The organism is Amycolatopsis bartoniae (assembly GCF_014191255.1).
In the GTDB taxonomy this organism is placed as follows: domain Bacteria; phylum Actinomycetota; class Actinomycetes; order Mycobacteriales; family Pseudonocardiaceae; genus Amycolatopsis_E; species Amycolatopsis_E bartoniae.
In genome coordinates, this window is sequence record NZ_JACHWH010000001.1 from 2090539 (window position 1) to 2109143 (window position 18605).

General features: G+C 71.2%; 17 protein-coding genes. 9 read left to right on the forward strand and 8 right to left on the reverse strand.

Translation table 11 applies throughout. The annotated features are described in order from the left end of the window. The first annotated feature begins 132 nt into the window (after positions 1-132). Positions 133-921, forward strand: a complete 789-nt coding sequence (gene sepH, locus FHX82_RS09770) for a septation protein SepH (protein WP_145939066.1) — start codon at positions 133-135, stop codon at positions 919-921. A gap of 1 nt (position 922) precedes the next feature. Here sepH and FHX82_RS09775 read toward each other — a convergent pair whose 3' ends face one another. Genes FHX82_RS09775 through FHX82_RS09785 form a run of 3 tightly spaced genes read right to left on the reverse strand, consistent with a single transcriptional unit; the run spans position 923 to position 2761 of the window. Further along, positions 923-1276, reverse strand: coding sequence for an MmcQ/YjbR family DNA-binding protein (locus FHX82_RS09775; protein WP_145939067.1), 354 nt, complete (start codon positions 1274-1276; stop codon positions 923-925). Positions 1277-1294: 18 nt separating this feature from the next. Further along, complete coding sequence (locus FHX82_RS09780; RefSeq protein WP_145939068.1) at positions 1295-1915, reverse strand: DUF2537 domain-containing protein; 621 nt, start codon at positions 1913-1915, stop codon at positions 1295-1297. A gap of 42 nt (positions 1916-1957) precedes the next feature. Continuing rightward, positions 1958-2761: a TrmH family RNA methyltransferase gene (locus FHX82_RS09785; RefSeq protein WP_145939069.1), complete on the reverse strand. Its 804-nt coding sequence runs from the start codon at positions 2759-2761 to the stop codon at positions 1958-1960. A 206-nt stretch (positions 2762-2967) separates the two neighbouring features. Between FHX82_RS09785 and FHX82_RS09790 the strand changes: the two genes are divergently transcribed. The 5 genes from FHX82_RS09790 (at position 2968) to FHX82_RS09810 (ending at position 7901) form a co-directional block, all read left to right on the forward strand. Then, positions 2968-4467, forward strand: coding sequence for a glutamate-cysteine ligase family protein (locus FHX82_RS09790; protein ID WP_145939070.1), 1500 nt, complete (start codon positions 2968-2970; stop codon positions 4465-4467). A 43-nt stretch (positions 4468-4510) separates the two neighbouring features. Beyond that, a complete protein-coding gene (locus FHX82_RS09795) occupies positions 4511-5176 on the forward strand; it encodes a biliverdin-producing heme oxygenase (protein WP_145939071.1) in 666 nt (221 codons plus the stop codon). A gap of 160 nt (positions 5177-5336) precedes the next feature. Beyond that, on the forward strand, positions 5337-5957 hold the full coding sequence (locus FHX82_RS09800) for a superoxide dismutase (RefSeq protein WP_145939072.1): 621 nt from the start codon (positions 5337-5339) through the stop codon (positions 5955-5957). A gap of 97 nt (positions 5958-6054) precedes the next feature. Beyond that, entirely contained in the window at positions 6055-6846 is a 792-nt protein-coding gene (locus tag FHX82_RS09805) for an arylamine N-acetyltransferase family protein (RefSeq protein WP_145939073.1), read from the forward strand. Positions 6847-6944: 98 nt separating this feature from the next. After that, a complete protein-coding gene (locus FHX82_RS09810) occupies positions 6945-7901 on the forward strand; it encodes a hypothetical protein (RefSeq protein WP_145939074.1) in 957 nt (318 codons plus the stop codon). Positions 7902-8059: 158 nt separating this feature from the next. Here the strand turns inward: FHX82_RS09810 and FHX82_RS09815 are convergent, their stop codons facing one another. From FHX82_RS09815 to FHX82_RS09825, 3 genes are all read right to left on the reverse strand, one after another. Beyond that, positions 8060-9328, reverse strand: coding sequence for an MFS transporter (locus FHX82_RS09815; RefSeq protein ID WP_145939075.1), 1269 nt, complete (start codon positions 9326-9328; stop codon positions 8060-8062). A gap of 104 nt (positions 9329-9432) precedes the next feature. Next, positions 9433-9855 carry a MarR family winged helix-turn-helix transcriptional regulator gene (locus tag FHX82_RS09820; protein ID WP_145939078.1) on the reverse strand — a complete coding sequence of 141 codons (423 nt, stop codon included), beginning with the start codon at positions 9853-9855 and terminating at the stop codon, positions 9433-9435. Positions 9856-9910: 55 nt separating this feature from the next. Continuing rightward, positions 9911-11368, reverse strand: coding sequence for an NCS2 family permease (locus tag FHX82_RS09825; protein ID WP_145939076.1), 1458 nt, complete (start codon positions 11366-11368; stop codon positions 9911-9913). Positions 11369-11418: 50 nt separating this feature from the next. Between FHX82_RS09825 and FHX82_RS09830 the strand changes: the two genes are divergently transcribed. Beyond that, the gene (locus FHX82_RS09830) at positions 11419-11706 is read left to right on the forward strand and encodes a DUF2530 domain-containing protein (protein WP_229880413.1); all 288 of its coding nucleotides are present in this window, start codon (positions 11419-11421) and stop codon (positions 11704-11706) included. Between the two features lie 687 nt (positions 11707-12393). Here FHX82_RS09830 and FHX82_RS09840 read toward each other — a convergent pair. After that, on the reverse strand, positions 12394-15312 hold the full coding sequence (locus FHX82_RS09840) for a sacsin N-terminal ATP-binding-like domain-containing protein (protein ID WP_229880411.1): 2919 nt from the start codon (positions 15310-15312) through the stop codon (positions 12394-12396). Further along, positions 15305-16069, reverse strand: a complete 765-nt coding sequence (locus FHX82_RS09845; RefSeq protein WP_145939195.1) for a DUF3027 domain-containing protein — start codon at positions 16067-16069, stop codon at positions 15305-15307. The genes FHX82_RS09840 and FHX82_RS09845 overlap by 8 nt, the downstream gene beginning before the upstream one ends. Positions 16070-16118: 49 nt before the next feature. On the opposite strand from FHX82_RS09845, the gene FHX82_RS09850 reads away from it, so the two are divergent. Both FHX82_RS09850 and FHX82_RS09855 read left to right on the forward strand, forming a co-directional pair. Next, positions 16119-16895, forward strand: a complete 777-nt coding sequence (locus FHX82_RS09850; RefSeq protein ID WP_145939194.1) for a glutaminyl-peptide cyclotransferase — start codon at positions 16119-16121, stop codon at positions 16893-16895. Positions 16896-16936: 41 nt separating this feature from the next. After that, on the forward strand, positions 16937-18595 hold the full coding sequence (locus tag FHX82_RS09855; protein ID WP_145939193.1) for an MFS transporter: 1659 nt from the start codon (positions 16937-16939) through the stop codon (positions 18593-18595). The last annotated feature ends 10 nt before the right edge of the window (positions 18596-18605 follow it).

An 18605-nucleotide genomic window follows, 5' to 3' on the forward strand; every position in this document is an offset into this window, starting at 1 on the left:
CGGCGACAACCCGCGCGGTGATGCGAGAAGATCAACAATTGGGTAACGAGGATTCGGCGCGCCTTACCCGTCAAGTCGACGCGCCGTCTTACCGTTAACACCCACTAAGGTGAAGTCCGGAGGAGGCGGCTGATGCGGACGCTGAGGGTTGTCGGGATACACGAGGACGGCAAGTCCATCGTGTGCGAAGACCCGGCGCGCCGCGAGCGTTTCCTCCTGCCGGCCGATGAGAAACTGCGGGCGGCCGCGAGGGGCGACATAACCCGGCTCGGTCAGATCGAGGTTGAGACGGAGAGCCAGATGCGACCACGCGAGATCCAGGCCCGCATCCGGGCGGGTGAATCCGTGCAGCAGGTGGCGTCGTCCGCGGGGGTGCCGGAGGCCCGGGTGGAGCGCTTCGCGTACCCCGTGCTGCTGGAGCGTTCGCGCATGGCGGAGCTGGCGCAGGCCGCGCACCCGGTCCGCGAGGACGGGCCGGACGTGCGGACGCTCGGCGAGGTCGTGGCTTACGCGTTCGGCGTGCGGGGGCAGGATTACCACCAGGCCGAGTGGGACGCCTGGAAGGGTGACGACGGCCGGTGGGTCGTCGCGCTGCGTTGGCAGACGGGGCGTTCGGACATGGTCGCGCACTGGTCGTTCGCGCCCGGGGCGCACGGCGGCACGGTGAACGCGCTCGACGAGCAGTCCGAGGACCTGCTGGAGCCGAACCGGACGCCGCGTGCGCTGCGGGCCGTCGAGCCGGAGCCGCTGCCCGCGCCGGAGCCGGAACCCGAGCCCGAGCCCGAACCGCAGCCGGAGCAGCAGGCCCTGATCGACGAGCCCGCGGACGCGCCGAAGCCCAAGCCGAAGCCGCGCAAGAACCACCCGGCGGTCCCGGCGTGGGAGGACGTGCTGCTGGGCGTGCGCTCCCAGCGGGGCTGAGCTACCCGTCCAGCTCGGCGAGGAGCTTCTTCGGGGCCACCATCCGGTAGGCCTCCACGACGATCGCCCGGATCTCGGCCCAGTCCACGGGCACGTCGAGCCACACCCCCAGCCAGCCACGGTGACCCACGTACGGGGGACGGAAGAAGCGGTCCGGCTCCTGCGCGACCAGCTCCTCCTGCACCCCCGGCGGAGCCGGGCACCAGAAGGCAACACGGTCGTCGTGGTGGTGACCGGCATACATCACCACGGTCTTCTTGCCGCGGACGAACCACGTCGGCTCGTCGTGGCTCAGGCGCTCGGTGGTCTCCGGCAGCGCCAGGCAGAGTCTCCGCAGCTCCTCCAGCGGGTCCATGTCCGGAGTATCCACCCCTCAGAGTGCGATCGTCAGCACCCCGAACCACGCCAGCACGCAGCCCGCCGCCGCGCCGAGGGCGATCCAGCGCACGATCGGCAGCCGCCGGGCGAGCCACAGTGACGGGGCCAGGCCCGCGGTCACCACGACCGACGCGAGGACCACCACCCAGCCCGCCGTCTCCGCCGCCAGGGCCGACGCCAGCGCGACCATCGCCGTGATCACCACGGCCGCGACGAACCCCGCCACCACCAGCCCCGTGCCCCACGGCGTCGGCTCGTGCCCGACCTCCGCGCCGCCGAACAGCCGCTGCGCCAGCGACGGCTCGGCCTGCGTCACCGGCGTCGGCGGGACCACGGCCAGCTCGTCGGTGACCGGGTCGATGTAGTGCACCGGCGTGCCCATCACGGTCGCCACCCGCGCCGCCAGCTGCCGCCCTCGGTGGGAGACCACCGGAGCCGCCTCCCCCGGCTCTCCCGCGTCCAGCGCGCGCCGGACGGCGGACGCGACCCGCGCCCACTCGTGCAGCGCGTCGGCCAGCTCGGCGCCGAGCGCGAGGCTGTGCGGATCGATCTCCCGCGTGTACGCCTCCCCATGCCCCTTGAGCACGGCTCGCTCTCCGCGGACCCGCAACTCCACGCGTGTGCCTCCCCCGTCCAGCGCCTGCGACCGGTCAGTAATCTACCGCCCGGACAGCTCGTAGAACGCCACCGCGGCGGCCGTGGCGACGTTGAGCGAGTCGACCCCTTCGGCCATCGGGATCCGGACCGCCACGTCCGCCGCCGCGAGCGCCTCCTCGGTCAGCCCCGGCCCCTCGGAGCCGAGCAGCAACGCGACCTTCCCGCCGTCCGCGGCCAGCTCCCGCAGCGCCACCGAGTCCGCCCGCGGGGTCAGCGCGGCCACGCGGAAACCGTTCTCCCGCAACCACGTCAGCCCCGCCGGCCACGGTTCGAGCGGCGCGAACGGCACGCGCAGGACGTTCCCCATCGAAACACGCACACTGCGCCGGTACAGCGGATCGGAACAACCCGGCCCGAGCAGGACACCGCCGACGCCGAGCGCCGCCGCGTTGCGGAACAGCGCGCCCAGGTTCTCGTGGTCGCCGACACCTTCGAGCACCGCGACCACCCGCGAGCGGGCGACCACCTCCGAGGCAGTCGGACGCGGGGCGCGATCGGCCACCGCGAGCACCCCGCGGTTGAGGTGGAACCCGACGATCTCGGCCATCACCTCGGCGGACGCGGCGTACGCGGGCACGTCCACCCCGGCCAGTTCCGGCGCCAGCTCGTCGATGCGCCGCGGCACGCCTAAAACCGCACGGACGGGGTAATCGGACGCGAGCAGACGGCGGACGACGACGGTTCCCTCGGCGATCACCAGGCCGCGACCACCCGGACGGTCGGGCCTGCGGTCGGCGGTGGACAGGTCGCGGAAGTCGTCGACACGGGGGTCGGTGACCTTGTCGATGGAGATGCGTTGCGCCACAGGGATGAAGTTTGGCCTCGGGGTGACTGCTCCGAACGAGCTGGGTACCGCTACGACGAACGGGTCACGTTCGGGGCGCGGCGGGGTACTGATCCCCACAGCACCAGTTTGGCCGATAGCCCGGACCGCGATGCTGTGCAACTGTTGTCCGCCGGGCAACACCGCCCAGACCTCGCGACGGTCCGGACGAACGAAGCAGGGAAGGCATGGGCCAGGATCTTTCGGCTGACGGCTTCAACCCACGCGACCGGGCCAGGTACCGACGCAAGGTGCAGCGGTGTCTCGACACGCTCGGCAGGATGCTGAGCGACGGCGGGTTCTCCTTCCCCCGAAGACACATCGGCCTCGAGGTCGAGCTGAACCTTGTCGACGACGCCATGCGCCCGTCCATGACCAACCAGGAAGTGCTGGAGGCACTGGACAATCCGTCCTTCACCACCGAACTCTCCCAGCACAATATAGAGCTGAACGTGCCGCCGAGGCCACTGGCGGGGAACTCCGCAATCGAAATGGAACGGGAGCTGCGGGGCTTCCTGTCCGAAGCGGACGAACGCGCGGACGCCTCCGGCGCGCGGCTGGCGATGATCGGCATCCTGCCGACTCTCACGGCCGAGCACTTCGACCAGAAGTGGATCACCGACAGCGCGCGCTACACGATGCTCAACGACCAGATCTTCGCCGCACGCGGTGAGCACGTGACGCTGGCGCTCGACGGCGCCGAGCTGCGCGGCCACAAACCGGAACGGCTGCGCACGCATTCGGAGTCGATCCTGCCGGAGGCGGCGTGCACGTCGCTGCAGCTGCACCTGCAGGTCGCGCCCGAGGAGTTCGCCGCGCACTGGAACGCCGCGCAGTGCCTGGCGGGCGTGCAGGTGGCGATCGGCGCGAACTCACCGTTCCTGCTGGGCAAGGCGCTGTGGCACGAGACGCGGATCCCGTTGTTCCTGCAGGCCACCGACACCCGTCCGGAGGAGCTGAAGAACCAGGGCGTGCGGCCGCGGGTGTGGTTCGGGGAGCGCTGGATCACCTCGATCTTCGACCTGTTCGAGGAGAACGTCCGCTACTTCCCCGGCCTGCTGCCGGAAACCGACGAGGAGGACCCGGTCGACGCGCTCGACCAGGGCCAGGCCCCGAAGCTCGCGGAGCTGCGGCTGCACAACGGCACGGTGTGGCGCTGGAACCGCCCGGTGTACGACGTGGTGGACGGGAAGCCGCACCTGCGCGTGGAGAACCGCGTGCTGCCCGCCGGCCCGACGGTGGTCGACATGATGGCGAACGCGGCGTTCTTCTACGGCGCCCAGCGCGCGCTCGCCGAGGCCGAACGTCCACTGTGGACGCAGATGTCGTTCCAGGCCGCCGAGGAGAACCTGTACGCGGGCGCCCGCAACGGTTTCGACGCGCAGCTGTACTGGCCTGGCATCGGCTGGATCCCGCCGGACGAGCTGACCCTGCGCGTGCTGCTGCCGCTGGCCTACGACGGGCTGCGCACGGCGGACGTCGCGGAGGCGTCCATCGAGCGGTACCTGGGGATCATCGAGCAGCGCTGCCTCGCGCGGCGCAACGGCGCGTGGTGGCAGCGGGAGATGGTGGAGCTGGCCCAGGTGCACGGCGCGGACCGGGAGAACGCACTGGCCGGGATGCTCGGCCGCTACGTCGAGCTGTCGGCGGCCGACGAGCCCGTGCACACGTGGCCGATCGAGCTCTGAGATAAGGCTAGCCTAACTACTGCTGCTCGCTTACGCTCGGATCATGGCGGCTCCTCTGACGGAAACCCAGGTCCCGTTCTCGGCCACGCTGCGCGAGTCCACCCGGGACGTCCACGAACGAGCGCACCACTCGGAGTTCATGGACGCCCTGTTCGACGGCCAGCTCACGCTGGCCGGGTACGCCCGGCTGGCCGCCCAGTACCACTTCGTGTACCAGGCGATCGAGGAAGCGGGCGACGCGCTGCGCGAAGACCGAGTGGCCGCCCCGTTCGTGTTCGAGGAGCTGCGCCGGGTGCCCGCGCTCGAAGCGGACCTGGCCTTCCTCCTCGGCGAGGACTGGGCCACGCAGCTGGAACCGGTGGCCGCCACCGAGGCGTACGTCCGCCGCATCCGCGCGGTGGCGGCCGACTGGCCCGGCGGTTACGTCGCCCACCACTACACGCGCTACCTCGGCGACCTCGCGGGCGGGCAGGCCGTCCGGTCGCTGCTCAAGCGCCACTACGGCGTCGACGGGCCGGGCGCGTTGTTCTATTCGTTCGACATCGCGAACGTGCCAGCGTTCCGCAGGCGCTACCGCGCCGAGCTGGACGCCGCGCCGTGGGACGAGGCCGAACAGCGCCGCATCGTGACCGAAACCCGGGTCGCCTTCGAGTGCAACATCGCGGTGCTCGCGGACCTCGCGCGGGAGCTCGACGCGTTCCGCGCGTGATCACCCGCACATCCCGTTGACCTCCAGCTACCTGGAGATTGCAGGCTGGCGGCAGGGTGTTTCCCGGGGTGTGGATCGCGCTCTCCCCGGTTAGCCGCCCGGTACGGTTGCTACTAGTTTGGTAGCGCAGGGATTTCGAGTCAGAGAAGAAGGAGGGCTGATGGCCCGGTACGTGCTTCCCGATCTGGACTACGACTACGGCGCGCTCGCTCCGCACATTTCCGCTCAGATCAACGAGCTGCACCACAGCAAGCACCACGCCACCTACGTCAAGGGCGCCAACGACACCCTGGACAAGCTCGCCGAGGCGCGCGACAAGGGTGACTTCGGGTCGATCGTCGGGCTGGAGACCACGCTGGCCTTCAACCTCGCCGGTCACGCCAACCACGTCGTGTGGTGGAAGATCCTGTCCCCCGAGGGTGGCGACAAGCCCACCGGCGAGCTCGCGCAGGCGATCGACGACGCGTTCGGCTCCTGGGACAAGTTCCAGGCTCAGTTCACCGCGGTGGCCACCACCATCCAGGGCAACGGCTGGGCCGCGCTGTCCTGGGACCCGGTGGGCAAGACGCTGATCACGCAGCAGCTGCGCGACCACCACAACAACCTGATCCTGCCGACGGTCCCGATCCTGCTGGTGGACGTGTGGGAGCACGCGTTCTACCTGGACTACAAGAACGTCAAGGCGGACTACGTCAAGGCGCTCTGGAACGTCTACAACTGGGCCGAGATCAGCAAGCGGTTCGACAACGCCGTCTCCGGCGGCAACGGCCTGCTCCTCTGAAAGAGGCACCACGCGACCGGGGTCCTTCCACAGCGGGAGGGCCCCGTTTTCGTTTTCCGGTTGACCTCCACCGCGGTCGAGGTGCGACCGTATGGGCATGGACGTCGACGCCTACCTGGCGCGGATCGGCGCGGTCCGGCCGCAGGCCCCGACCGCGCAGGCCCTCGCCGAGCTGCACGAGCGCCACATCACGACGGTGCCGTTCGAGAACCTGAGCGTGCACCTGCCCGAGCCGATCGCGCTGGCGGAGGACGCGCTCGTCGACAAGGTCGTCCGGCGTCGCCGCGGAGGTTTCTGTTACGAGCTGAACGGCGCCTTCGCGGCACTGCTGCGCGAGCTGGGCTTCCGCGTCTCCCTGCACCCGGCCCGCGTGCACCGCGGCGACGGCCGGTTCGGGGCGCCGTTCGACCACCTGGCGCTGCTGGTGGACCTGGACGAGCCGTGGCTGGCGGACGTCGGCTTCGGCCGGTTCGCGCGGCGGCCGTTGCGGCTGGCCGCCACCGAGCCGCAGGCCGACGCCGAGGGCGAGTTCCTGGTGCTCGACGCGCCGGGCGGCGACGTGGAGGTGCGCCACGACGGGCAGCCGGCGTACCGGCTGGAGCGCCGGCCCCGCGAGCTGGCCGACTTCGTGCCGGCGTGCTGGTGGCAGGCGACGTCCCCGGACTCGCACTTCACGCAGAACCTGCTCTGCACCTTGCCCACCGCGCAGGGGCGGGTCACGCTTGCGGGTGAACAGCTGATCGAGACCGTGGACGGGAAGCGCGTCGAGCGGACACTGGCCGGACAGGAACTCGTCGACGCTTACCGCGAGTACTTCGGGATATCAGTGAACGAGGCCCCGTCACCGGGGTTTTTCCCGGCGGCGGGGCCTCGCCCGTTCCCGAACTGACTGCCGCTCCCACCACGAAGCGGACGTGTGTGAGGTTAGCCTAACCTCAGCGTTGGGCGCAAGTGGGGCACGCACTACGCGGCGGTAGCCTCGCGCTCGTGAAGACGTCGACCGTGGTGGGCATTGTGCTGGCGGTGCTGCTCGCGTTCGCCTCGCTGTCCGCCACCGCGGGCTACCTGTGGGCGCGTGCGGACAGTGACCGGCCGGCGCCGCAGCGGGCGTTGCCCGCGCAGTGGCCGAGCAAGGACGGCGAGGCACTGCGGCCGGTGCCCATGCCGGGCGGGGAGCTGGTGACGGCGCTGCCCACGGACACGGGCGGTCAGGTGCTGTGCCAGGCGCTGGACCAGGAGCGCTGGGAGTCGCTGCTCGGCGGGAAGGTGCTGCGCGAGGTCCGCGACGGCGCCTGCCACGTGGTCGGCACCACGGCGGAGGTCCTGCTGACCCTCGACTCGCGGGCGGCGAACCTGCAGGACCCGTCGGACGTCGAGGTCGCCGGGCATCCCGGCCAGCTGGAGTACCTGCCGCCGGAGGTGAACGCGCGGCTGGACGTCCGGCTGGTCGACGCCGAGGGAACCGGCCAGGTGCACCCGTACCTGCGGGTGGAGCTGTCCGGGAACGCGGGCGTGGACACGCTGACGGAGTCGGTCGCGCGGGAGGTCGTGCAGGCGGTCTCCGCGCCCGGCCCGGCACTGCCGGCGCAGGCGAAGGACGGCACGATCCCGCTGCAGCACCCCGCTCCGGCGGCGATCGTGGACGCCCCGTGGCCGATGATCTCGTGGCAGTTGTGCGCCGCGCTGACCCGCGAACTGGGCGGCACGGGCAAGCCGAGGTTCGACGGCAGCTGCACGGTGCGCGGCGTCGAGGCGACGTACACGGACATCGTGACGCCGCGCGCATTCCCGGAGCGGATCGCGGGCCGCCCGGCACTGGTGACCGACGAACTGGTGGCGGTGAAGCTCACCGACGACGGCTCGCAGGAGCTGACGTTCACGGGCCCGGGCAGGTCGCTCCGCTCCGTGGCGGAGGCCGTACTACCCCGGCTGCTGGACCGCTAGTTTTTGAAACGCCGCTCAGGCCGCCAGCGCTGGTTTCGCCGTCCGGGTGGCCGCGCCGCTTGGACCGCTACCCCGCGCGCCGACAACAGCTCAGCCCGAGCAGCCGCGCCGCTCAGGCCGCCACCCCGCGCCCCGAGAGCAGCCCCGCCACGAGCCGCTCAGGCCGCCAGCTTGCTGTCCCGGTCCCGCGACAACACCCGCAACCCCGCCAGCCGGTACCCCTTCGCCACCCCACCGCGCCGCGCCAGCAGCACCGCGCAAGCCAGCGCCGCGACGGCCGAGATCACGCCGCCGATGTAGAACGGCGACCGCCCGCCGAAGGTGTCCGCCATCCAGCCCACCATGGGGCCGCCGATCGGGTTGCCGCCGATCAGCACGAGCACGTAGATCCCCATCACGCGCCCGCGCATCTCCGGGCTCACTGCCGTCTGCACGAGCGAGTTCGCCGTGTTCAGGAACGTGATCGTCGCGAAGCCGAGCGGGATCAGCGCGATCCCGAACGCCAGGTAGGTCGGCATGAACGCGGCCACGAACTCCATCGCCCCCAGGCCGAACCCCGCCATGAGCAGCAGCCGCACCCGCGGGCCGCCCTTCGTCATCCGACGCGCGGCCATCAGCGAGCCGGTGAACGTACCCACCGCGAGCAGCGTCGACAGCAGGCCGTAGCCGTCGGCCTGGGTGCCGAACACGTTGCCCGCCACGATGGCCAGCGACGTGAAGAACGTGATGCCGAACGTGCTCACGAAGAACACCAGCACCATCACCGTCACCAGGTCCGCCCGCCCGCGCACGTACACGAGCCCTTCGCGCAGCTGCCCCTTCTTGCGCACCACGGCCGGGCCGCGGAACAGCTTGTCCGGGTCCATCAGCGCGAGCCCGATGATCACCGCGAGGGTGCTGACGGCGTTGGCCAGGAACATCCAGCCCGTGCCGACCCACGTGATCGCGAACCCGGCGATCGCGGGACCCACGATGCGCGCCATGTTGAACACCGACGAGTTCAGCGCGACGGCGTTCGGGATCTGCTTGCGGCCCACCATTTCCGCGACGAACGACTGCCGCGCCGGCACGTCGAGCGCGCTGAAGATGCCGAGCACGAAGCACAGCACGTACACCTGCCACAGCGCGACCACACCGCTGACGTTCAGCAGCCCCAGCACCAGCGCCTGCGCGCCGATGCCGCTCTGGATAGCGATGCACAGCTTCCGCTTGTCGACCCGGTCGGCCAGCACCCCCGCCCACAGCGACAGCAGCACCGTCGGGGTGAACTGCAGCGCGACCGCGATGCCCAGCGCGATCGGGTTGTTACCGGACAGCTCGAACACCAGCCAGTCCTGGGCGATGCGCTGCATCCAGGTGCCGATGTTCGAGATCACCTGGCCGGAGAAGAACAGCCGGTAGTTGCGCACCCGCAGCGAGGCGAACATGCTCGGCTTGGGCTGGGGTGGATCCGCGGGTGGTGGCGCCTGACCCGGGGTAGCTGTCGTCGTCGGTTGGATCTTCGCGTGGCTACCCGTGTCTGAGCGCACCGTTACTCGTTCCCCGCCATTCTGTCGATGATCTCCGCGGCGCGAGCGAGCACGTCCCGCTCGTCACCGCTCAGTTCTGCCAGCTTGCGGTCCAACCACGCCTCGCGCGCGGAGATCGTCGCCTCGATGAACGCCGTCCCGCTGCCGGTCAGCGCGACGATCGACTGCCGCCCATCCGTCGGGTGCGGGCTGCGCTCGACGTACCCCATGTCCTCCAGCGCCGCGATGACCCGCGTCATCGACGGCGGCTGCACGCCCTCCTTGGCGGCGAGCTTGCCGGGCGAGAGCGCCCCGCACTTGTGCAGTGTGGACAGTGCCGCGATCTGCGTCAGCGAGACGTTCTGGTCGGTCCGCTGTGCCCGGAGCCTGCGGTTGAGCCGCACAACGGCCAGCCGGAGCCGGCTCGCCAACTGGGGCTCGCGCATTTCGGGCACTTAGTTAGCATACCTTACGATCAGCGGCCGCGGGATGTTCCGCTGCTCACCGCAGCGCGGCCTGGATCGGCCCGACCGCGAAGTACGCGACGAACGCGACCGCGATGACCCACATCAACGGGTGAATGCGGCGAGCCTTTCCGGTGACGGCCTGGATCACGACGTAGCTGATGAACCCGGCGCCGATGCCGTTGGCGATCGAGTAGGTGAACGGCATGACCACGATCGTGAGGAACGCGGGCAGCGCGATGGAGAAGTCGGTGAAGTCGATGTCCCGGACCTGCGCGATCAGCATCGCGCCTACCACGACGAGCGCGGGCGCGGCGGCCTCCACCGGCACCGCCTCGTACAGCGGGGTCAGGAACATCGCGGCGATGAACAGCAGACCGGTGACGACGTTGGCCAGTCCGGTCCGCGCGCCCTCGGCGATACCCGCCGCCGACTCGACGAACACGGTGTTGGAGCTGGCGGAACCGAGGCCGCCGGCGGCACCGGCGAGCCCCTCGACGAACAGCGCGCGGCCGACGCGCGGCAGCTGCCCGTCGGGCCCGAGCTGCCCGGCTTCCTTGGCGAGGCCGGTCATGGTGCCCATGGCGTCGAAGAAGTCGGCGAGGACGAGGGTGAACACCAGCAGGACGACGGTGATGATCGGCAGCCGCGTCCAGGCGCCGAACGAGACGTCGCCGACGAGGGAGAGGTCCGGCAGCCCCGCGATGTGGTCGGGCAGCGCGGGGTAGCCGAGGTTCCAGCCCTTGGGGTTGGTGCCGTTGGAGGGGCCCGCGTGCACGATGGCCTCGACGACGATCGCCAGCACGGTGGTGGCGAGCACGCCGATGAGGATGCCGCCGCGGACGCGCTTGGCGACGAGGGTGCCGGTGAGCAGCAGGCCGACGACGAACACGGCGGTGGGCCAGGACGCGATGGAGCCGCTGATGCCGAGCCCGACGGGGACGGTGGTGTTGGCGGCGTCGGGCAGCCGGCGGACGAAGCCCGCGTCGACCAGGCCGATGAAGCAGATGAACAGCCCGATCCCGGCGGCGATGGCGGACTTGAGCGCGGCGGGGACGGCGTTGAACACGGCGGTGCGGAAGCCGGTGAGCACCAGTACGACGATGATCAGGCCCTCGATGACGACCAGCCCCATGGCTTCGGGCCAGGTGACCTGCGGCGCGATGGTGACCGCGACGAGGCTGTTGATGCCGAGGCCGGTCGCGATGGCGAAGGGGTACTGAGCGACGAGGCCCATGAGGATCGTCATGACGCCGGCGACGAGCGCGGTGACCGCCGCGACCTGCGGGACGGGCAGGATGCCGCCGAGCACGTCCTTGTGGGCGCCCGCGTCGGACGGCGAGAAGCTGCCGATGATCAGCGGGTTGAGGACGACGATGTAGGCCATGGTCACGAAGGTGACGAGGCCGCCCCGGATTTCACGGCCCGTGGTCGAACCGCGTTCGCTGATCTTGAAGAAGCGGTCGACCGCCGACCGCGTGCCCAGCTGGGTCATGCTTCCGCCTTCGTGGTGCTCGGTGGGAACTCGCCGGTAGCCTTCCTGACGTGACCGACCCGATCAACGGTGGGGATGTTAAGCCCTCGTTGCGTCCTGTGCCCGAGCTGCCGGCGCAGCTGACCGCGCTGTTTCCCATAGTGATCTTCGGCACGGTGGCCTGGCTGGCGGGTTTCGTGGTCCTCGCGATCCACGACTGGGGCCGGGGTGGCCCCGCGTCCGTGTGGCTGTGGACGTGCCTCGCGGGGGTGGTCATCAGCATCATCGGGATGGGCATCATGACCTGGCAGAGAGCAGCCGCCAGGCGCGGTTCGAGGTCAGCCCAGAGGGGGATTTGAGGGGTTCTGGTTCTGGGGCCGGGGTTTGGCGGTGTGGGTTGGGGCGCGGCGCGTGAATGGGCCGTTCATGCCTTCGTGAGGCCCGCCGGGAGGCGGGTAGGGCCGGACGGGTGGGCACGAGTGGGCACCTCGCTCGGTTCCTGGCCGCATGAACGGGCCTTTCATGCCTTCCGGGCGCTGCCGGGCAGCGGGCAGGACCGGCCGGGCGGGCACGAATGGGCACCTCGCGCGGTTCCTAGCCGCATGAACGGGCCATTCATGCCTTCCGGGCACCGCTGGGCCGCGAGCAAGGACCGGCCGGGCGGGCACGAGTGGACACCTCGCACGATTCCCGGCGCGTGAACGGACCGTTCAAGCCTTCGGGAGGCCGTCGAGAGCCGGGTTTGGGCCGTCGGGCGGGCACGAGTGGGCACCTCGCCCGACGGGCGGCGCATGAACGGACCATTCATGCCTTCACGACACCGCTGGGCAGTGGGCAGGACCGGTCGAGTGGGCACGAGTGGTCACCTCGCGCGGCGGGCGATGCATGAACGGACCATTCATGCCTTCGGGAGGCCGTCTGGAGCTGGGTAGGGCCGGTCGAGCGAGCGAGCGGGCACCTCGCACGATTCCCAGCGCATGAACGGGCCATTCATGCCTTCGCCCCAGCAGAGCAGAGCCGAAGCGCCGCCCAGCGACGACCCCGGCTCAGGCCAGCAAAGTCAGCGGGTCCGGGTCCTCGAGTAGCGCCGTGATGAGGTGCCGGTCCGACCAGTGGCCTGAGGCCCACGCGAAGGCCCTGGCCAGGCCGGCGGGGCTGTCTTCCGCGTGATGTTCCCCGTGAAACCCGCCACTTTCGACCCACCACGGCGCGGCGCGCTTGACTCCGTCGACCTCTACCGTCAACTCCTCGTGCACCACCACGCCACCTTCGGGGAACGGGATGTCCAGTAGCTCGGCCGCCAACTGGATCGCGGTCAGCTCCGACCACGGCACGTACTCACCCTCGGGCAGCCTCGCCGACACCAGTTCACTCAACAGTGGGATGTCAAGCGCCTCTGCCAGCCGCTCGGCCGCCGACGCTCTCCCGACGCCTCCCGATAACCCTGAGAACTCACTCGACAGGGGCAGCTCGGCATCCACCGGTGCCCCAGCCACCTCCACGCCCGTGGGCACCGCGAACTCCGGTGCGATCGGTCCAGCGCCTCCCGGCGACACCACAGGCCGCAGCTCGGCTCCGCCCGCGACCCCCACCGGTGCCCCAGCCCCAGCCGCCGGCCCCGGCCCCGGCCCCGACGCCCCAGCACCCACCGAATCCGGCACCGCGACCAGCCGTTCCGCGGGCCATACCGCCGCCAGCCAGGGGCGGTCCAGCACCGCCGCCTGGTCGGCCGACACCACGGAGCCGTCGACCGCTCGGACGTGTGATGGTGGGTCCAGTTCCTGCCACTCGACGTCGGCGTCCACCAGCGCCTGGTACGCCCGCGCCACCAAGCCCGGCGCGACCGTCCGCGCGGAATCACCCAGACGGTCCAGCAGGTCGGCCGCGTCCTCCGGATCCTCCACCACCAGCTCGGCCCGCACGCCGACCCGCGCGAGTACCTCGGCGCTCACCCCGACGTCCGGCACCGGGTCGTACAAACCCGCCAAGGCCGTCGCCTCCGGGAGCCGCCACTCCTCCGGCGTCCGCCCCGCCAGCAAGGCGTTCCGCGCCAGCCACGCGCCCGCCGGGCCGGACAGGGCGTGCCACGTCTCCCGCTCCGCCGCCAGCAACCGCAGCGCGGCGGGCCACGCATCGTCCGCCACGAGGTCCAGGTCGCGGATCCCGTCCTCGGTCACCACGAAACCGTCCAGCACCCCGACCGCCACCAGCGCCGACGAAGGCCACCGGGCGGCGAAATCCTCGTCCAGCACCGACAACGGCCCGTCCTCGCCCAGCGCCTCCGGGTCGAACACCTCCAGCAGCGGCGAAGTCGGCAGCACCAGCTCATCCGCCCGTAGCCAGCCGTCGGCACCCGGCAGAGCCAGCGCGCCCAGCCCCTCCGTCGACGAATCGGATACCAGGCGCAGCACGGCATCCGCCAGCGGACGACCGTCCAAACCCGACAGTGCATCTTCGACACTGCGCTCGACAGCTTCGCGCAAAGCAGGCGCTTCCAACAGATCCGCCGACTCGGCCTGCTTCGCCCCGAGACGTTCCAGCAACGGGTGCGCCGCATCCGGATGCACCAGCCGCAGCCCGACGACCTCCGCCTCCGCGAGCAGGTCCAGCAACTCCTCCGAGCCACCGAACAGAAACGCCCCGCGCGGCCCCGGTAACGTCCGCCCATCGGCGAGCGGGACCGGCAGCGCCCCGAGATCGTCCGCGCTCACCGAATGCGCTTCCAGCAACGGCAAAAGCGTGTCGTACAACGAACGCCACCACGCGGGCGGCCGTTCGAGACCCGTCAGGATCTCCACCAGCTCGGCCACTTCGAGCCGATCCGCGCCGACCGCCGCCAGCACCCTCGCGGGCTCCTCGCCGGACAGCGAAACCAGCCGGGGCACCACGTCACCGAGCAGCTCGACCAGCTCGGGCGACTCGACGGCCAGCACCCGCGCACCCGAGCCCGGCAGCTCCGTGCGCCCCGGCAGCCACGGCTGTTCCGTCAATTGCCGCAACACCGCTTCCCGCAACTGCCCGTCTACTTCGGACAGAGGGAAACCCGGTGCGGGCACGAGCGAAAGACGTTTCGAGGGCGGGAGCCGACGAACCAGCGCCGGATACGACTCGGCCAGCCCGGCGAGCTCCACGCCCGGCAACACCCGCCGCCGCGACGGCTCCAGCGGCACGTTCGCGATCAACCGCGCGGGCAGTGACAACCGTTCGTCCGTCGGCGTCGGCGCGTGCAGCACGTCGCCTTCGAGCGGCCCGTCCGACGGCACCGCCCACAGGCCGTCACGCGCCTCCTGCGTCAGCCAGCGCCGCCCGGCGATCTCGACCTGACCGTCCACTTCGGATCGCGTCCACACGGCGTCCGCAACCTCGACCCGCGCCAGCCACGGCAGTACCAGCAGCAGGTCCTCGACCTCGCCCGACAACCGGTTCAGCAGCTCGTCCGGGTCGACGCCGTCGCGCAGCGGCAGGCGGACCTCCGTGTCGAAGCCCTCCGGCACCTGCTCCTCGACCGGCCAAGGCAGCCGCAACACCGGAACTTCGTCGCGCTGCACCGCTTCCCGCGTCCGCGCCTCCGAAAACGCGACCCCGCCGGTCCGGGAGATCACGCGTGGCTCGGAACTGACGGCCAGCACGGCGGCGAACCCCACGCCGAACTGCCCGACCATGCCCTCCTTCGCGGACGCCCGCAGCGATGACAACGAAGCCACCCCACGCGCGTCCAAGGGCGCGCCGGTGTTCGCGAACCGCAACTCACCGTCCACAACGGACACCCGCACCGTGCCGGGGACTCCGGCGGCCAGTGCGGCGTCCGCCGCGTTCTGGGCCAGCTCGACGAACAGCCTGTCCCGGTACGCGCCGACGCGCAGGTCGCGCTCGGCGTTGGTGTCTTCGGTCAGTCGCGTGGGCGAGTCGGCCCACGCCCGCAGTACCGAGGCCCGCAGTGCCTCGGTGCCGAAGGGATCAGTCACTCGCCGCTTCCATGTCCAGGAGCGAGTCGTCGTACACCAGCTCGGCGACCGGCACCGAAGACGTGGCCTCGACCTCGACCTCCGAGTGGGCACCGCAGCCGTACTCGACGTTCACCACGTGCCCGTCCGCCGGCGCGATCTCGTTGCCGCACACCCCGAACGCCGCGCGCAGCGACCCCGCCAGCGGCAGGTAGAACCCGCACGTGCCGCAGGCTGCGGGCGCGCTGCGCGCCATGTCCGACCGAGGCCCGAACTCACCGGACCGCCACCGACCCGCCGCCTCCGTCCGCCCGTAGCGGGACAGCACACGCGGCCTGCCGAGCCCGATCTCGTGCGCGACCTCCTCGACCGCCGGGTCGTCGGACTGGACGTACCCCGGCACCAGGCGCGGGTCGTCCTCCTCGGTCGGCAGGATGTCGCCCACGCCGAGGTCGCCGGGGCGCACGCGGCGCTCCCACGGCACCCACTTCGGCGCGACGAGCGCGTCCGGCCCCGGGGTGAGGACGACTTCGCTGACGGTCACGGGTTCGCCGGGACCCGCCGTCGCGACGGTCACCGACCAGTACCAGCCGCCGTAGCCGGGGACCGCGGCCTCGAACAGGTGGCTCGCCGACACGGCGTCCTCGGCGTGGACTCCGGCGTGCTTCCCGACCTGCTCCGCGCCGGCCTCGGCGACCGCGGCGTCGCGCGCGAGCTCGACGGCGTCGCTGAGGGCCCGCTGGACGGAGCCGTCGTCCAAGGTGAGCAGGAGGGTCATAGGGCCATTGTGCAGCGGCGAGTTCACAGAGGTCATGTCAGGGTAAGGCGTGCGCATCCTGGTCTCGTTCTCACTGGCGCTGGTCGCCTCGCTGGCGGCGTGCGCGGCGAGCGCTCCGCACGCGAACGACTCCGTTCCGCGACTGCGGGTGCAGGTCCTCTCGACGCTGCCGCACGACACGACCGCGTTCACCGAGGGGCTGGAACTCGACGGCAGCACGCTGTACGAGGGCACGGGCCTGGTCGGCCGGTCCGAGGTGCGGGCCGGTCAGCCCGGTGCCGCGCCGACCGTGCGGGCCGACCTGCCGTCCCCGTTCTTCGGTGAGGGCGTCACGGTCGTCGGCTCGACACTGTGGCAGCTGACCTGGCAGAACGGGGTCGCGATCGAGCGGGACGCGCGCACCCTCGCCGAGCTGCGCCAGGTGCCGTACCAGGGCGAGGGCTGGGGGCTGTGCCACCAGCAGGACCGGCTGGTGATGAGCAACGGCTCGGACCAGCTGACCTTCCGCGATCCGGCGAGCTTCGCCGTACTCGGCGCCGTCACCGTGCACTCGGGGAACCAGACGTTCGACCAGCTCAACGAGCTCGAATGCGTGGGCGGCACGGTGTACGCCAACGTCTGGCAGACCGACACGATCCTGCGGATCGACCCCGCGGACGGCGCCGTCACGGGCATGATCGACGCGTCCGGCCTGCTCACGGACGCGCAGCGGCAGAACGCCGACGTGCTCAACGGCATCGCCGCGGTGCCGGGCACCGACGAGTTCCTGGTCACGGGCAAGCTGTGGCCGACGCTGTTCCGGGTGAAATTCGTCGGAACCTCCTGATCGACGGGCCTTCCGGCCTGGTCATGAGGCAAGATTGACCCGTGGGGCGCAAACGGAAGTGGACGCCGGACCCGGGTTCCGGCCAGAGCTGGCGCCCGTCCACGTACACCCGTCCCACGCCGACGGAGGAAGTGCCTCCCAGCTCCTTCCGCACGTCGCCGATCCCGCCCCGCGGCGCGCGGCCGTACCCGCCGCGCCCGAGCGAACCGCCACGGCGCGAGCCGCCGCCGCGACGCACGGAACCGCTGTACGAGCACTACGACACCGACGGCTATCCGCCCCGCGGCGCCAAGCCCGAGGAGCCGGCGCAGGCCAACCGCAGCGAGGCCGCGGCCGGTACGTTGCCCCGGATTCCGAAGAAGATCACCGTGACGCGGGTCGCGGCCCTGCGCAGCCGCGAGCTCGGCGGACGCGCGGTCGGCGCCTTCCAACGCGCGGCGAAGGCCGACGGCGCGGACAAGTCCGGGCTCACGGCGCTGATGTACGCGGTGATGCTCAACTACGCCAGCGACGCCGCGATGGCGGTCGCGCTGGCCAACACGTTGTTCTTCGCCGCCACCAGCGGCGAGAGCAAGGGCAAGGTCGCGCTGTACCTGCTCATCACCATCGCCCCGTTCGCGCTGGTCGCCCCGGTGATCGGGCCCGCGCTGGACCGCATCCAGCGCGGGCGCAGGCTCGCGATGTGCGTGTCCTCGCTGGGCCAGGGCCTGATGGCCGCGATCATGGCGCTGCACTTCGACGACTGGGGCCTGTACCCGGCGGCGCTCGGGATGATGGTGCTGTCGAAGTCGTTCACGGTGCTCAAGTCCGCGGTCACGCCCCGGGTCGTGCCGCGCGGGGTGACGCTGTCGAAGACCAACGCCCGGCTCACCGTGTTCGGCCTCGCCGCGGGCGGCGTGTTCGGCGCGGTCGCGAGCGGCGTCAACTCGATGCTCGGCTCGGCGGGCGCGCTGTGGTTCACCGCGCTGATCTGCGTCGCGGCGGCGGTGCAGTCGATGCGGATCCCGTCGTGGGTCGAGGCGACCGCGGGCGAGGTGCCCACGTCCCTCACCGCGCGGCCGGGCAGGAAGAAGCGGCAGCCGCTCGGCCAGGACGTCGTGGTGGCGTTGTGGGGCAACGGCACCGTGCGCGTGCTCACCGGGTTCCTGATGATGTTCGCGGCGTTCGCGGTGAAGGCGCACGCCGAGGCCGGCGGGCAGAGCCCGTTCACCCAGCTGCTGCTGCTCGGGATCATCGGCGCGGCCGCCGGGGTCGGTGGTTTCGTCGGCAACGCGCTCGGCTCGCGGCTGCAGTTCGGGCATCCGACGCAGGTGGTGCTGGGCAGCGTGGCGGCCACGCTCGCGTCGACCGTGCTCGCCGCCGTGTTCGCCGGGATCGCGACGGCCGCGGTGGTCGGCCTGGTCGGCTCCACCGCCAGCGCGCTGGCCAAGATCAGCCTCGACGCGGCGATCCAGGCCGACCTGCCGGAGGAGTCGCGCGCGTCGGCGTTCGGCCGCTCGGAGACGGTGCTGCAGCTGGCGTGGTGCTTCGGCGGCGCGGTCGGCCTGCTGCTGCCGCCCACGTACTGGGTCGGTTTCCTGGTGGTGTCGGCGTTGCTCGCGATCGGCGGGACGCAGACGTTCCTGGTGCGCCGGGGCTCGACGCTCCTGCCGTTCCTCGGCGGGAAACGGCCCCAGCGACCGGCCCGCACGCCCGCCTAATTAGGGTTTC